Consider the following 13,696-nt stretch of genomic DNA (forward strand, 5'->3'; position numbering starts at 1 on the left):
ACGATGAAAAAACAGCATTTTCCTGAAAAAATCTGTATGCACTGTTTGCGTCCTTTTACTTGGCGCAAAAAATGGCAACGCTGCTGGGAGGAAGTCAGATACTGTTCTGAACGATGTAAACGTGAGTCCAGACAGCGGTCAAAATCAAACGCTTAGAAACGCTTGTATTGCCGTGAACAATAGGCCCGTATCACTTCGGGTGAACGCAGCTGCAGATGTTTGGTTTTTCGACCAGTCATGCGTGCACGCCACATTTTAAAGCTACTGAGTTTCATATTTTGCCGCATCAAGCGGATCACCGCGGCTTCATTTAAACCATACTCACATAAAATAGCTTCAAAAGGGGTTCGATCTTCCCAAGCCATTTCTATAATTCTAGATAAGTCTTTTTCAGAAAATTGATTCATACCATTCTCGTTTTTAATCATCATGAAGCGTCAATAAGCTTTATCAAGTTTGAACTGATTAAAAGCATAATAATACGATCATGAATTTTTTGTGATTTTTCTCTAGTTTACGGACTCAGCACGAATAAAAGGGCTAGTTAAACTAGCCCTGTTAAGTCTTAGTTACCTCTATAAGTCGAATATCCATAAGGACTTAAAAGTAGAGGAATATGATAATGGCTGACACTTCCATCTACCTTAAAAATTACAGGAACTTCAGGAAAGAAAGTATCTTGCTTATTTTTTTTAAACCAGTCCTCAGTTTTAAAAGTAACTTTATAAATACCGGCTTCAAGCTTCTGATTTTCAGGAAACAATCCAGTAATACGGCCATTAGGACCAGTATATTGCTGATTTAACTTCACCCATTTATTCCCAGTACTTTTTTCGAGTACCACTTCGACTTGAGCTGAGGGTAGACCATTTTCTAGATTCAACACATGCACACTTAAAGGGTTAGTTTGTGCGAAAGTCATTGAGGTCAACAATAGTGTTGAAAGTGGCAATAATTTTTTAAACATGATGAATTCCTTAAGGATTGAAAATAGACTTAACAGCTGTTTCAGCGCAGTAATGGTCATTTTTTGCACCCCCTGCTCCGGCAACGCCAATGGCACCGACCACCTGATTTTCATAACTCACAGGTAGGCCGCCACCCAACAGCAGTAGATTAGATAAGGTGGTTAAATTTTTTGCATCCTTGTTTTCATTGGCATTTTGACTTAACAACATAGTCGCCGTTTTGGTCGATAAGGCGGTATAGGCTTTCTTTTCAGCTGCGCCCAAATTATGCGGTCCGACAGTTTCATGCCTGTTTGCCATTAACGTATTTCCGCCCCGATCCACCACCACCACAGCGATATTGTGCTGTATTTTTTGACACGCAGTCACCGCAGCATCCGTAAGAGTTCGTGCTGACTGAGAATCAAGTGAATAAACTTGATTGAATTGAACGGATTGTGCAAAAGTACTGCTACTCATCAGCATTACTGTTGCAATAAGCCCTTTGAGTTTGTTCATCATGATTGCCCTGAATTAAGTTTTAAAAATCTTATACAACCTGAATGATTTGAAGGATGACAATCACATTACAAAGTTGTCATCTTTAAAATGAGTCTGAACAAAATGTGTATTCTAATTATCGAAGATGAAGCGAAGATCGCCTCATATCTGGTTAAAGGGTTAAATGAATCTGGCTATGAGGCACAATGCGTCCATTCAGGACTAGAAGGTTTGGAAAAGTTAAAGATGCATGCATATAGCCTAGTCATATTAGATGTAATGTTGCCCGATATTGATGGCTGGGCAGTCCTGAAAGTCTTGCGACAATTTTCCCAAATTCCGGTCATTTTTCTTACAGCAAAAGATCAGGTGATTGATCGGGTCAAAGGTTTGGAACTGGGCGCCGATGATTATCTGGCCAAGCCTTTTTCTTATATTGAATTACTGGCCCGAATTAAAAGTCTACTTAGGCGCCAGCAGTATGCACAGGAAAACCAATTAGAAATTGCCAATCTGAAATTGGATTTGATCCATCATAAAGTCTGGCGTAACGAGCAGTCGATAGAACTCAGTAGAAAAGAATTCAACCTTTTGCGCTTTCTGCTGCGCCATCCGAATGAAATTATTACGCGCAGGCAAATAGCTTCTGAAGTCTGGCAGATCAATTTTGATACCGATACCAATTTTATTGATGTAGCGGTAAGGCGTTTACGTAGTAAAATTGATGAGGGACATGATATAAAGTTAATTCATACTGTTCGCGGTTTGGGCTATAAAATTTCGGCAGAGAAATAATGTTGAAACCGATTCGTTCGCTAGAACTCCGATTAACACTCTTGGTTACAGGGTGTGCTGCAATGGTCTTGTGCGGTGTAGCATTTATGACCTATCTGGGTATCAACCAGATTTTAATTGCTCAGCAAGATAGGGCTTTGATTGAGCGAATTGAGCGACTGGAAATATTACTACAAGACAGTAGCAATATTGAACAGATTATCGCTCGCCCGAAGCTGTATCAAAACATGTTGGGAAATCAGGATAATTTGTTTTTATTGATTCAGGGTGATCAGGCGCTGATCAGCATTAATCCTCTTGGCATTCCTCTACCTGAATTTACCCATCAGCCCCAAATTCAATTCCAAGATTTATCGGCGCATGCTTATCCCACCCGCATTGCCTGGAAAACTATTCAAATTAATCGCCAGCCGTATCTGTTAATTGCAGGCAAACAGTGGTCTGAACGTTTAGGCATCATTGCACCTTTTCAAAAGAGCCTTGTCATTTATGTTTTCACAGGTATCTTGGCGATTTTCATCCTTTGTGCTATTGCTAGCCATCTGGGATTAAAAGTATTAAGAACCCTGCGAGAACAAACCCATGCGATAAATATTCAGCAACTTGAACAGCGACTCAATCTGCCCTATCCCCCTCAAGAGATTGCACAACTAGCCTCCGATATCAATGCCATGCTCGACCGTATTGAGCTGGGATATAGCCAGCTGAATCGTTTTTCAGAAGACATTGCGCATGAATTTAGAACACCATTGAATAATTTAATAGGACAAACCGAAATTTTACTCATGAGTGAACGCAGTCCCGTACAATATCAGGAAGTGCTGATTTCCAACCTAGAGGACTATCAACGCTTAAAAAGAATGATTGACAGCATGTTATTTCTGGCACGTGCAGATGCGCAGAAGGTTTGCTTAAACAGACAAAAAATCCAACTTCAATCCTTTATAGAAAATATCTTCAGCATTTTTGAGTATCAAGCCGAAGAACAACACTGCAATTTTGTTTTAAAGCTTGAGGCAACTGAGCTATTGGCAGATCCAGAACAGTTACAACAAGCTCTGTATAATCTGCTCTCCAATGCCCTGATTCATGGCGGCAAGCACCGGACTATTTATGTGCATAGCTATCGAAAGATCATCAACAAACTGCCTATGATTGCGCTATCGGTCGTGACCAGTGGTTTAGAAATTGCCCCGGAACATTTGCCGCATATCTTTGAGCGATTTTATCAATGCAGTTCCAGTAGACAAAGTTATCATCAAACAGGTGGTTTGGGACTATCCATTGTGGCATCTATTATGACGCTTCATCAAGGGATGTATCAGGCGATTAATAGCGCAGAAGGTATATGCTTTGAACTGCTTTTCCCAGATACGTGATTCACATCCACACTGAGCTTATATCATTTTTTGGAATCACTCTGAATTCTCCCATCCACCAAATTAATGGTTCGATCACAGGTTGCCGATAATCTAGGATCATGAGTCACCAATAATACTGCACAGCCATGTTCGCGATGAACTTTACGAAATAATTCAAACATTTCCGCAGCAGTTTGAGTATCAAGATTACCTGTCGGTTCATCGGCCAACAATAGTGCAGGCTGAGTAATCAGTGCACGTGCAATCGCTATGCGTTGCTGTTGCCCTCCAGAAAGCTCATTGGGTTTACGGTCAGCGAACTTATCTAACCCTACAGCGGCCAATAATTCATGGGCATATTGCAACGCAGATTGATCTGGCTTACCTTGCTTCAGCATTAATGGCATAAGCACATTATTTAAGGCAGTAAAGGCCTGTATAAGATGATGGAATTGAAACACAAAACCTATACTGTTGCCACGTAATGCTGTCCGAGCCCTATCATCCATACGACTTGTTGCCTGACCCAACAAGTACAACTCACCACAGCTAGGCTGATCTAATAAGCCAAGAATATTCAGTAAAGTACTTTTGCCTGAACCAGAAGGACCAATTAATGCAGCAAAGTCATTCCGTTGAATACACAGGTCAATTCCATGTAATACCTCCACTTCATTAGGTTGCCCAACATTATAGGACTTTCGCAATGCTTCTAAACGTAGTACTTCCTCAGATGAATCAGACATGACGAATTGCCTCCACAGGATCGAGTGCAGCAGCCCGACGGGATGGTATTGCAGCAGCCAAAACTCCCGTTAAAGTCGCCAAGAATAATGCTGACAAGATAAGCTTGATTGAAATCGAAATATAAAACAAGCCAGGACCAAACTGATTAAATCCCCAAATTAGACAATAACTGACAACACTACCAAGCATCGAACCAAGCAGACCAAAAATTGCTCCCTGAAATAAGAAAACTCTTAAAATTTGCGTTTGTGTAGCCCCAGTTGCACGTAAAATACCGATTTCCCGAGTCCGTTGCACCACACTCACCGACATCACACTGGCAATTCCAAAAGCGACTGAAATCCCTACAAAAACAATAATCATGTTGGTCGAAAGACTTTGAGCGGTAATCGCATTCATTAATTGAGCATTGGTTTCAATCCAGCTTTCTGCTTTTAATCCAGCCAGGCGTCCAACTTGTGAGGCAATTTGCTCCGCCTGAAAAATATCTTGGATCGTCAGATCAATCACTGTGACCCCACCAGGCAAATTAAGTAAAGATTGCGCCTGTTTCAAATCCAGATAGACATAGCGCGCATCCAATTCACGCACGCCCAGTTCAAATATTCCAGAGATATTCACCACTGCATTTTTCTGTTGCCCAGTATCTAATCTTAATTTGCTCCCGACTTGCACACCCAAATCTTTGGCTAATTGACGCCCAATTAATACATTATCCGCACTGACCCGTAATTCACCACTCACCATATATTGCTTCAACGGAATAATCTGTTGATAACGTTCAAGGTTGATACCAACCAATGCAACAGATTGAATTGCATCTCCGCGCTGTACAAATGCAGGACCAGAGACCACAGGAGAAACCGCAGTCAACACCGGTAAATGATCTAAAGTCCCAGTAATCTGCTGCCAATTATTAATAGAACGTAAGCGTTGTGCACGCTGATCTTCTAGTAACAACTGAAGTGTTCCTGCTGCTGGTGGCACAATATGATTCACCTCATCTGGTGAGAGCAAACGAATATGCGCTTGTGTCCCTAAAGTCCTTTCTACAATATTCGATTGTAAACCCTGAATTAAGGCGCTAATGAACACAATGACCGCTACCCCCACCGCGACGCCAATGGTAATCATCATCGACTGTGTGCGACCCTCTCGCAAAAAACTGATTGCGATGGTCCACTCGGTCCAAAGTCGCCTAAAAAAGTTTTTCAATCGAATTTCACCGGTAATTCATTTTTGCTATTTTTCTGATCCGTTTGACTCTGGAAAACACGTTTAGTTTTCTCTATTCGGACACGAGTTCCATCTTTAAGCACTGATTCTGCATCGGTAAGGACGTGATCACCTTCTTTCACTCCAGCTACAACTTCAGACATAACCAAACCACGTAAACCCAGTGTGATAGGATGACGTTGAATTTTTCTATCTCTTACTAAAATAACCATAGCCTTGTTGCCACTTATACTGCTTAAAGCATCATTTGGAATGACCAAGGTTCGCTCGCGCTTGTTGGTTTCAACATTTACCGATACCGTCATGTCTTGACGCAGAAAACCTGGGACTGGATCAACTGTTAATCGGACGTCTACTGTGCCACGTTGAGCATCAATACTTGGAGCAATAAAATTAATATGGGCAGGAAAAGATTGATTTGGATAGGCATCTGCAATCACTGCGGCTTTTTGTTGTAAAGCCAGCAGTGGTAAATTTCGTTCATCAAATGGCACTCGTATTTCAGTCGCACCATCCAGTGCAATAGTGAAGAGAGTCTGACTCGGTTGTACCAGATCCCCTGGCTCAACATTACGCGTTAAAATAATACCTGAAACTTCTGCACGAATTTTGGTCTTGGCAAGTTGCGCTTGTAGTGCAGCGAGTCGTTCGCGTAATTTTGTCTCTTCAACTTTATTTGGGGCAAGTGAAGCAACTTTTAATCGAGCTGATTCCAAATTATTACGGGCGAGTCTTTCTGCCTCTATCGATTTCTCCCTTTCCTCTGCTGATAATATTCCTGATTCGGTATTTCGTCTGCGTAACGCCTCTCTTTGAGCCTGTTCTAATTGTACTTTGGCATTCGCTAAATCAACTTCTGCTTGCGGGCGTCTAGTGGTTTCGAGTTCTTTTAATTCAGCTTCTGCCTGCCGCACTTGCGCTGAAATTTCATCAGATTTCAGTACTAAAAGAATATCCCCTCGAGAGACCCGATCTCCCTCTTGAACCAATCGCTCAAGAACAACCCCTGTAATTTCACTACCAATCTGAGTCCGAGATACTTTCTCTACCCGTCCTGAAGCGACAACTGTTTGAATCAATGGACTAGATACGACTTCATAACTAGGCAGCAATGGTCCTTGCCACCAGCGATATGTAGCAAAACTGACAGCTAAAACCAGTAGTATGATCATGATCCAAGGCTTATAGTGGGTAACAAGCAATTCCATTCTCCAAGCCAGATTAAAAGAAAGTTTTTTAATCGAATAATTAATTCTTAGTTAAATATATATGAAAATGGCTTTGTTGCATAAAGATTCAACAGCTAATTTCCCCCTAATATATTCAAATTTAAGTAACAACTTGGGTGTGAGGTCTTCGTTTTTTCACAAGATATGCGATGAATGTCTGATTATTTGTAGTCATAAATTTAGTCCCCACTTGTTTTTAAGTGGGGACTAAATTAAGGCTTATAGTATGAATTCATAGATTTGACTTTCATCAAGAAAAGTTTTTATTGAACCGTACCGGGTTTGTCGGAGACCAACTTTCTTGAGAGAATGTTCCAATGACAAAACCAAAATATACCCCTGAAATCAGAGAAAGAGCGGTTCAATTATTGATTGAATCCGAAAAAGATTATCCATCGAATTGGGCTGCAATCACAGCAATAGCTCCTAAGATTGGCTGTACTCCTGAAACACTACGTGTTTGGTATCAAAAATATTTAGATAAACAAAATCCAGTTAAAGTACAGCAGCTTTCAGACCAAGAACGTATCAAACAACTCGAACGCGAAAATAAAGAACTGCAACGTGCGAATGAAATTCTACGTAAAGCAGCCGCTTTTTTCGCCCAGGCGGAGCTCGACCGCCCACACAAATAATGGTGGATTTCATCCATAACAATAAAGACTTATATGGTGTTGATGCGATTTGTAGGATTTTACCGATCGCAGCTTCAACCTATTACCGAACTTTAGATCTCGCTGACAATCCAGAACATCGAGCGAAACGAGATCTACATGATGAGCATCATGCTGAACAAATTCAACGAATTTGGAAAGAAAGTTCAGGTCGATATGGTGTACGTAAAGTTTGGCAACAATTGAAACGTGAGGGTTATGTTATTGCACGTTGTACAGTTGCTCGATTGATGCAAAAGCTAGATATACAAGGTGTTTGGCGTGGTAAGAACAAACAAACTACCCGTAGCCGAGATGATCAAAAACGGGCAGGTAATTTAGTGAAACGGAATTTTAGTGCTGATCGACCTGACCAATTATGGGTCAGTGACTTTACGTATATTCAAACCAATTCTGGCTGGGTCTACACCGCATTTATTATTGATGTGTTCTCACGAGCAATTGTTGGATGGAAAGTATCTACACGGATGAATACAGATACGGTGCTCGATGCATTGGAGCAAGCATTGCACGATCGAGGCATGCCAAAGAATGTAATTCATCATTCAGATAGAGGTGTTCAATATCTTTCTATTCGCTATACCAATCGTTTAGAAGCAGCAAATTTACGAGCATCAGTCGGTACAACGGGTGATTCATACGATAATGCTTTGGCTGAAACGGTGAATGGCTTATACAAAACAGAGGTGATTGAATATTTAAAAGCAGATTGGCAAGGTTTAGCGGATGTACAACTTGCGACACTCAACTGGGTAGATTGGTTCAATAAAAAACGTGTACACCGTGCACTGGGTTATGTATCGCCTTTTGATTATGAAGCAATGTACTATGATAAGATTAACCCGTTAGGTCAGGTGGCCTAACTTAAATAAAAAAGGGTAGTGTTCAAAAAACTGTGTCATTTCCTTAAACTGTTAAAAACAGGAATGATGCATTAAGCTGTCATTAAAAAGTAAACATGTATTCTTTTCCGAATTGGTTTGATACTCTCTCCACCCATTGCTCTATTTTATCAGCTGTCATGACTTGAAAATCTCGCCAATAATATTTCATCTGCTTCCATACCATCTCGATTCGATTTAACTCAGGGCTATAAGCTGGAATAAAATACAAATTCGTCGAAAAGTTACTTTTAAGTAGCTCTCTGTAATCAGCCATCTTTTTACTTCTATGAATCGAGGCATTATCAACAATAAGAACCAATGGAAGGTTATAAGTCTGTTTTACTTGTTGAGCTATTCCAGTTAAATAGGCATAAAACCAAGTGCTTGTAACTGACTCTTGTAAACAACTTGTCACCAGTTTCCCCGTTGAAAGCAAACACCCCATGACATTAACTCGTTTTAATCTTATTGCATCAACCGCATGAACATCACCTATCTTTGTCCACGCATAGCGGTTATCAGGTGTAGATGAAAACCCTGTTTCATCAACATAACCTAATATAATTTCACCACGTGCCGCTTGCTCTCGTAATTTTTCAATCTGCTGTGTTGCTTGTTCAAATGCAATCGGATCTCTTTTTTTTCAAGCTATGACGGGTACGCTTGAAGACCATACCTGAATCACGTAAAAACTTACGAATGGTTTCAACAGACACGGACACTTCGTATTCTTCATGTAGTTTGACTCGGATTTGTTCTGCATTGAGTGGACTTGTATTGACCCAATCTAGGATTTTTGCCTGATAGTCTGAGATCAATGTATTGGGCCGACCTGAGCGATGACCTTCTTTAATCGATTCAAACTCATACAATTCCCAACGTCGGCGTTGTAGCCTTATGGTTTCTGGGATACGTTCTTGTAGAGTGGCAACTTCCGCAACACTTTTACCTTCAGAAAGCCAGAGAATAGTTTGGGCACGTTGTCTTTCACGCCAATGTTTTGCATGCTTGGCCAGAAAAATGAGTCGTTCTCGCTGTTCTAAACTAAGTGGTACAGAAACAATTCGAGGCATGTGTGAACATCTGTTAACTAAAAAAACTTTTTCGCATGATTAGTTATTTCTGTCAACTTACTTCCTCAAATTTAAGACCGCTATTTTTTAGATCCAAAATTCCTTCCCTAGTTCCATTTAAAGTTTTACCTCCTGGAAGCCATTGAACGTTTGCACCACCTTCATTTCCTGTAGGAAGTTTAACTTCAAATCCATCCTGCTGCTTAATCAAATATGCTCCAGTTGAATTAGATGAAAGATAACCATCTGACAAGCTTAATTTTTTTTCAATGTAAGCTAAATTTCCATTAGACTCTTTTAATAAATTATCAAATACAGTCTTTGGAATCACGAAGGCTTCATTCGAACCAATGGTTCCATATTTTTCAACTTGTGATTTCGAAGCAAATCGAATTGCCCCCTCACTCCAAGAATCATTCCAGTCCTTAATATAAGCAGGACTCAAATAAGTTGATGGATCTGGTCTTTTTCCTGTGGGTGTATTATAAATAATCTTGAATAGATCTTCTTTTGTGTAACAAAAAATTTCATTTTCGATCAGACATAATCTATATACATTTTAATTAAAATCATTAAAATTACAGGTGCAGAATAAAGCATTAAAAAAGTAATGAAATTTTTTAAATATTCATCTTTAAAGAAAAATTTAAAAATCATATGCATAATTAATACTTGCACTCCCCCTGAAATAAAAATCAAAATTAAATCATAATTTAAATAAAAATCATGAACTATATTATAATCTTGCTCCTCTATCACTAAGCCAAAAAAATAAAAAATAAGTAATAAGCAATAAACAGTAAAAAATAAATTCAACAATAAAATCACATTAAAAAAAATTTTTCTTTTCTTTAATATTTTTTTACTTATTAAAAAATTTAAAGGGATAAGTAAAAATAATAAAGAAAAAAAACCTGCACCATTAATCATTAGCCATTCATCACTGTTTAATTAAATATATGTTTTTCGTTATTAAACTCATTTAAGGTTTACATCCATTTTTTCCACTATATCCCATACTTTTACAGGGCTTTGTTGCACAAAGATTTGAAATGCAAAGCGCCCCTAATTGAGCCAAATTTAAGGCGTAACTTGGGTAAGTGGTCGACCTAATTCCGTAAATCGGTTGAGGACTGCTACACGTGCATGAATTTCATTCACCTGACTAGGAAAGCTTCTTGCCATTAATTTATCGCCTAATAATTTGATGCAATGCATCTTGGTTTCCACCAAACTGCGGCGATGATAGCCTGACCATTTTTTCCATAATGTCCTGCCTAAACGTTTAACTGTTCGAAGTAATTCATTTCGCTCTAGCGAGCTACTCTTTGTATCTTTCCATGGTTTCGCATTTTTTCTAGGTGGAATCACCGCATGTGCTTGCCGATCTGCAATGACCTGACGGCATTGCTTGGTGTCATAAGCTCCATCGGTATAAACAGAGTCAATCTGCTCATCTTGTGGAATCTGATTAAGTAAATCACCAAGCACCTGTGAATCACTGACATTATTGGTTGTGAGCTGAATAGCGCGTATTTGTAGGGTTTTGGCATCTATACCAATATGTAGTTTACGCCATTGGCGACGATATTCAGCTCCATGTTTCTTGCGTTTCCATTCGCCCTCACCTAGAAACTTCATGCCTGTAGAGTCTACGAGTAGATGCAGCCCATCGCTACTTTTTTGGTAGTTGATTGCAATATCAATATGCTTTTGTCTTCTACAAAGCGTACTGTAATCTGGTGCGGTCCAATTTAATCCGCAAAGTTTAATCAGACTTTGCACAAAGCCAGTGACCATACGTAAAGATAGATGGAATAAGGATTTAATCATTAAGCAGCATTGGATAGCTGCGTCGGAGTAGGTTTGATTTCGCCCTTGTTTGCCTTTTGATGGAGCATACCATTGCGTAGCAGGATCAAACCAAATGGCAATATTTCCGCGACTCATGAGTGCTCGGTTATATGCGGGCCAATTGGTTGTGCGGTAGATTTTGTGTGTAGGCTTCTTCATTTGAAAATTATATCGCTGAAAAAGCCTTTACAGATAGGTTTGTGCAACAAAGCCTATTCAAATTACGATAAATTTATGGATGGCAATACCCCTAAAGTAATAGCTTATTATGTTTTTAAGAAACCAAATTCTGTAAAAGTAAATCAAAAATATCCTGATGCTTATGACTATTATGTAATGTCTGTAAAAAATAATAGTGAAGCCACTAGATTTCAATATGAACAAGTACAACTTAATTGTAGCAAACAAGATTCTGCAATTATACATCATGAAGAATATGATGCTAATGGTGTACTTCAATATGAACATACAGGTGAATATAAACGTAATAGACAGGTGTTTTCTAATCTTGATTATGAGTTTTGCAAATCAATTTGAAGCTAAATTTTTATAATATATATTAGATCTCTTGCGAAAGTATAGTTTTATCTAATTTTTGAATTGGCTAAAACCTCATAAAATATAGCTTTCGGCTATTTAAAATTTGACTAACACAAGAAGTCTATTATCTGGATTATTTTGAGTTAATACAATTAACAAAACAGAAAGTGTAACTTCCAAATGGAAGTTACACTTAAAAGATTTTTTAATGCACTTTCTTGTGCAAATTTTTAAGTTTTTATTGACTACTCAATTTTTTCATGCTGGTTTAAGCCATATTCGGATCAGTGCCTGTAACTGTTCTGGACTGAGAGCTACTGTTTCACCTTGGTGAACTTAAACCAAGTGAAATTTGCCTTGTTCCAACCGTCGGGCTCAGAGCCAGATGCCCAGGTCATCATGCACTAGCACTTTCATGCGATGACCACATTCATTACAGAACAGGTAGGCACAATGTGGTTTGATGTAGCCAAAGGCTCACAGCACCTGAGCCATAGCAGTACCCATCCCCGCACACATGCCCATCGGCTGGGTAGAAAGCCAAATTTCATCGATAAGGATCATATTGCCAGCGCCTTGAGTAATTCTGCCAAGGCAGGTATTTCTGATGCCTGCCATTTTAACTGGCTCACGTTATTGGTATGCGGCACAGTGATATGCAGGGTGATCATCACATCAATAGGTTGACTGATCGCAGCTGTATAAAGCAAAGCAATTAATGCTGGCTTCACATAAACAGGATCCTGCACGACACCATCATGATGACTGAAGATTTTGATCTAGCGGCTGACGAGGTTGGTATTAAGACCATGCTTCAATGCAACCGAGGCAATCAAGGTTTTAGGATCTTTGCAGGTGTTAGCAGCATTGTAAAATACCCCCTAACGGCTTTTACAATGCTGAGTTTAAATTCTTTGCTATATGTTCTACGTTTTTAGCAACGGGAGGTGTTGCAGAATATAGATCCATGCTCGTAGATTAAATCTCCACTTGTTTTTAAGTGGAAACCAAATTAAGACTTATAGGATAGCTTGGCAAGATAAGTTAACCGTATGCTCACGTTGAAACTGCTTTATTGATTTATAGCTGATGAAGTGGTGTATATCACCTAACTGGATGCCTTTGGCATTACCATGAAAATCCATTACCAAGCACAATCTTTGGTGGACATTTTCGGATTCACATTTGGCCTCGACCATTGATGTGGGCATTTGAATGGCATGACACTTCTAAAGATTTGATTTTAAAACGCGGTGAACCTCTATTTTATTGTCAGTTTGATAGTTTTGTTCCATCACGCACGATAAAACTAATTCAAGCTGCTTTGTTGCATAGACATTCAAAAGCTGAGTTTTCCCCAATTCATTCAAATTTAAGTGATAACTTGGGTGTGAGGTCTACCCAATTCCGTAAATCTATTCAGAACTACTACACGCGCATGAATTTCATTGACCTGACTTTAAAAATGTCTTGCCGTCAGCTTATCTCCTAATAATTTGATACATGGCCTTTGAGTTTCCACCAAACTACGACGGTGATAGCCCATATTAGGCCGCCCTATACCCACCAAATTGTCACTTTAATTTGAGTACCTACAGAAAACTCTATTTTTAAATCGTTTGTTTATCAAAGCCAATGGAAAATAATGTTGATTCATTCCGCTTACTATTTGCTTACCAGAATCTAAAAACAAAAAAACCACTTACGATTAGTACACGTAAGTGGTTGTTTTATATGGTGGGCCCAGACGGACGAAAACATTCACCTACCCTATTGTTTTTAATGGATTAATTATTAATATAAAAATTTAGGATACAAGTCAGGATACACGATTCAAATGTTGTTTTTTTGATCA

At 39.2% G+C, this 13,696-nt stretch carries 16 protein-coding genes, 3 pseudogenes and 1 other annotated feature; of the genes and pseudogenes, 6 read left to right on the forward strand and 13 right to left on the reverse strand.

Annotated elements, in window-relative coordinates; translation table 11 throughout:
• Positions 1 to 36: 36 nt before the first annotated feature.
• Positions 37 to 156 (forward strand): DUF2256 domain-containing protein, encoded by a 120-nt coding sequence (locus ACNS8M_RS07945; RefSeq protein WP_236162469.1) that lies wholly within the window; start codon positions 37 to 39, stop codon positions 154 to 156.
• On the opposite strand, the gene ACNS8M_RS07950 is transcribed toward ACNS8M_RS07945, so the two are convergent.
• The 3 genes from ACNS8M_RS07950 to ACNS8M_RS07960 all read right to left on the reverse strand — a co-directional run bounded on the left by ACNS8M_RS07950 (position 153) and on the right by ACNS8M_RS07960 (position 1,466).
• Positions 153 to 407 (reverse strand): TIGR03643 family protein, encoded by a 255-nt coding sequence (locus ACNS8M_RS07950; protein ID WP_125281824.1) that lies wholly within the window; start codon positions 405 to 407, stop codon positions 153 to 155. The genes ACNS8M_RS07945 and ACNS8M_RS07950 overlap by 4 nt on opposite strands.
• A gap of 158 nt (positions 408 to 565) precedes the next feature.
• Positions 566 to 967 carry a hydroxyisourate hydrolase gene (gene uraH, locus ACNS8M_RS07955; RefSeq protein WP_004981585.1) on the reverse strand — a complete coding sequence of 134 codons (402 nt, stop codon included), beginning with the start codon at positions 965 to 967 and terminating at the stop codon, positions 566 to 568.
• A gap of 10 nt (positions 968 to 977) precedes the next feature.
• Positions 978 to 1,466 carry a GlcG/HbpS family heme-binding protein gene (locus ACNS8M_RS07960; protein WP_171263817.1) on the reverse strand — a complete coding sequence of 163 codons (489 nt, stop codon included), beginning with the start codon at positions 1,464 to 1,466 and terminating at the stop codon, positions 978 to 980.
• A gap of 105 nt (positions 1,467 to 1,571) precedes the next feature.
• Here ACNS8M_RS07960 and ACNS8M_RS07965 point away from each other — a divergent pair, with 105 nt between their 5' ends.
• Complete coding sequence (locus ACNS8M_RS07965) at positions 1,572 to 2,243, forward strand: heavy metal response regulator transcription factor (protein ID WP_005177241.1); 672 nt, start codon at positions 1,572 to 1,574, stop codon at positions 2,241 to 2,243.
• Positions 2,240 to 3,622, forward strand: coding sequence for a heavy metal sensor histidine kinase (locus tag ACNS8M_RS07970; RefSeq protein WP_155756615.1), 1,383 nt, complete (start codon positions 2,240 to 2,242; stop codon positions 3,620 to 3,622). The genes ACNS8M_RS07965 and ACNS8M_RS07970 overlap by 4 nt, the downstream gene beginning before the upstream one ends.
• Positions 3,623 to 3,645: 23 nt before the next feature.
• Here ACNS8M_RS07970 and ACNS8M_RS07975 read toward each other — a convergent pair whose 3' ends face one another.
• From ACNS8M_RS07975 to ACNS8M_RS07985, 3 genes are read right to left on the reverse strand one after another with little or no spacing between them, the layout of a single operon-like run.
• Positions 3,646 to 4,350 (reverse strand): ABC transporter ATP-binding protein, encoded by a 705-nt coding sequence (locus ACNS8M_RS07975; RefSeq protein ID WP_286423393.1) that lies wholly within the window; start codon positions 4,348 to 4,350, stop codon positions 3,646 to 3,648.
• A complete protein-coding gene (locus ACNS8M_RS07980) occupies positions 4,343 to 5,566 on the reverse strand; it encodes an ABC transporter permease (protein ID WP_078194314.1) in 1,224 nt (407 codons plus the stop codon). Before ACNS8M_RS07980 ends, ACNS8M_RS07975 begins: the two co-directional genes overlap by 8 nt.
• Positions 5,563 to 6,795, reverse strand: a complete 1,233-nt coding sequence (locus ACNS8M_RS07985; RefSeq protein ID WP_171502409.1) for an efflux RND transporter periplasmic adaptor subunit — start codon at positions 6,793 to 6,795, stop codon at positions 5,563 to 5,565. The genes ACNS8M_RS07980 and ACNS8M_RS07985 overlap by 4 nt, the downstream gene beginning before the upstream one ends.
• Before the next feature lie 338 nt (positions 6,796 to 7,133).
• Between ACNS8M_RS07985 and ACNS8M_RS07990 the strand changes: the two genes are divergently transcribed.
• Positions 7,134 to 8,353 (forward strand): IS3 family transposase gene (locus tag ACNS8M_RS07990; protein ID WP_419224698.1). Its coding sequence is split into 2 segments (ribosomal slippage): positions 7,134 to 7,410 and positions 7,410 to 8,353, totalling 1,221 coding nucleotides; the frame shifts between segments, so codons are not numbered across the junction.
• Positions 7,409 to 7,525: a sequence feature (AL1L pseudoknot), on the forward strand. (Overlaps the previous gene by 117 nt.)
• Positions 8,354 to 8,435: 82 nt before the next feature.
• On the opposite strand, the gene ACNS8M_RS07995 is transcribed toward ACNS8M_RS07990, so the two are convergent.
• From ACNS8M_RS07995 to ACNS8M_RS08015, 5 genes are all read right to left on the reverse strand, one after another.
• A complete protein-coding gene (locus tag ACNS8M_RS07995) occupies positions 8,436 to 9,002 on the reverse strand; it encodes an IS630 family transposase (protein WP_121533679.1) in 567 nt (188 codons plus the stop codon).
• Positions 8,992 to 9,447: a helix-turn-helix domain-containing protein gene (locus ACNS8M_RS08000; protein WP_004973749.1), complete on the reverse strand. Its 456-nt coding sequence runs from the start codon at positions 9,445 to 9,447 to the stop codon at positions 8,992 to 8,994. The genes ACNS8M_RS07995 and ACNS8M_RS08000 overlap by 11 nt, the downstream gene beginning before the upstream one ends.
• A 52-nt stretch (positions 9,448 to 9,499) precedes the next feature.
• Complete coding sequence (locus tag ACNS8M_RS08005; protein ID WP_286423178.1) at positions 9,500 to 9,892, reverse strand: hypothetical protein; 393 nt, start codon at positions 9,890 to 9,892, stop codon at positions 9,500 to 9,502.
• A 92-nt stretch (positions 9,893 to 9,984) separates the two neighbouring features.
• Positions 9,985 to 10,377 (reverse strand): hypothetical protein, encoded by a 393-nt coding sequence (locus ACNS8M_RS08010; RefSeq protein ID WP_180073145.1) that lies wholly within the window; start codon positions 10,375 to 10,377, stop codon positions 9,985 to 9,987.
• A 150-nt stretch (positions 10,378 to 10,527) separates the two neighbouring features.
• Positions 10,528 to 11,460: an IS5-like element IS17 family transposase gene (locus ACNS8M_RS08015; RefSeq protein WP_419224699.1), complete on the reverse strand. Its 933-nt coding sequence runs from the start codon at positions 11,458 to 11,460 to the stop codon at positions 10,528 to 10,530.
• A 75-nt stretch (positions 11,461 to 11,535) separates the two neighbouring features.
• On the opposite strand from ACNS8M_RS08015, the gene ACNS8M_RS08020 reads away from it, so the two are divergent.
• Positions 11,536 to 11,838: a hypothetical protein gene (locus tag ACNS8M_RS08020; RefSeq protein ID WP_419224700.1), complete on the forward strand. Its 303-nt coding sequence runs from the start codon at positions 11,536 to 11,538 to the stop codon at positions 11,836 to 11,838.
• A gap of 563 nt (positions 11,839 to 12,401) precedes the next feature.
• Here the strand turns inward: ACNS8M_RS08020 and ACNS8M_RS08025 are convergent.
• Positions 12,402 to 12,810: pseudogene (locus tag ACNS8M_RS08025) on the reverse strand (transposase).
• Between the two features lie 110 nt (positions 12,811 to 12,920).
• On the opposite strand from ACNS8M_RS08025, the pseudogene ACNS8M_RS08030 reads away from it, so the two are divergent.
• Positions 12,921 to 13,162 (forward strand): annotated as a pseudogene (locus ACNS8M_RS08030) (hypothetical protein); the annotation flags it as partial.
• 51 nt (positions 13,163 to 13,213) lie between these two features.
• On the opposite strand, the pseudogene ACNS8M_RS08035 reads toward ACNS8M_RS08030, so the two are convergent.
• Positions 13,214 to 13,384, reverse strand: a pseudogene (locus ACNS8M_RS08035) (IS5/IS1182 family transposase); the annotation flags it as partial.
• Between the last annotated feature and the right edge of the window lie 312 nt (positions 13,385 to 13,696).

The organism is Acinetobacter sp. A2, assembly GCF_048537555.1.
Lineage (GTDB): Bacteria > Pseudomonadota > Gammaproteobacteria > Pseudomonadales > Moraxellaceae > Acinetobacter.